The following is a 1072-nucleotide window of genomic DNA, read 5'->3' on the forward strand; positions in this document are numbered from 1 at the left end:
GCCATGGAAATTGTGTTTTTACATTGAGCTTTGGTGTGGATTCGCCAGGATAGATTTTTATTGAGCGCCCCACTCTTACCGCATCCACATAGTAGTTATCTTCCGTTTCATAAATCACTTTCCAGACCAAAAGATTGCCGAAGGTTGGTTTTGCTTTTAGCTGCACAGCGCTGTGCTGTCGCTCTTGGACAATTTTCCATCCGGCCGCTTCTGCTCTATCTCGTTGAATAACCCCAAGAGTCAGATAAGCCAGAGACCATAGAAATGCGGCATGCGCGCAATTTCGATTTCGCTTCAGTGCGGCAAAGAAAAGCAGGATCAAAATCGGAAGTGAGAAAGCGGGGTCGATAACAGAGATCGTATTCCAGGCATAGCGTGTGTTGCTTATCGGCCAAAAAAGCTGAGTCCCATAGCTGGTGCAAGCATCTAACAGCGCATGGGTGCTATAACCAAGGGCACAATAAAACCAACTCTGTTGAAAGTTTAGCTCTCGTCTTTTTGCAAACAACGGATACAACACTAAAGCACAGAGAAAACTGCCAAAAGGGATAAACAACAATGAATGGGTAAAGTGTCGGTGATATTCCAAAAACAGTAATGGGTCACTTGATGAACGAATAAGTACGTCCAAATCCGGAGCCATCCCAGAGGCCACGCCTAACACGCCAGCAGCCACAATATGCCGCTTGTTACTTGCAGACTGCGGCAAAGCAGCGCCCAGTAAACCTTGCGTTAACGGGTCCATTATTTACGCCCACCACGATAACGTAGGCGAGAGAGAAGGCATATGCGCTTCAAAATCGGTTCAAATTTAAAAACCAGAACGTTCTCCGACATAAATTATCCGTATTTAAGTGGATTGGAAATCACGGCTTAATGATGCATTAAAGTGTTCTAAAGCAAATGCTTCGATTTTAGTGTAAGAAGGAATCGCCCTATTCGCTAGTGAGAAGCGAACCAGAAGCGAGGATCGTGGTGTACGTCAAAAGTCCAAAACAGCGGATTTTACAGACGTAAAATAAAACGAGGCGAACCAGATAGCTCGCCTTGTTTACTGAACGATTAACGACTA

At 45.0% G+C, this 1072-nt stretch carries 1 protein-coding gene; it reads right to left on the reverse strand.

What is annotated here, in order from left to right; genetic code table 11:
* Nucleotides 1-745: metal-dependent hydrolase (locus R7E42_RS25415; RefSeq protein WP_318073295.1), on the reverse strand; the 745-nt coding region annotated here is incomplete at its 3' end.
* Nucleotides 746-1072: the final 327 nt, after the last annotated feature.

The sequence above is a fragment of the Vibrio sp. Vb1337 genome (genome assembly GCF_033338715.1).
GTDB lineage: Bacteria > Pseudomonadota > Gammaproteobacteria > Enterobacterales > Vibrionaceae > Vibrio > Vibrio alginolyticus.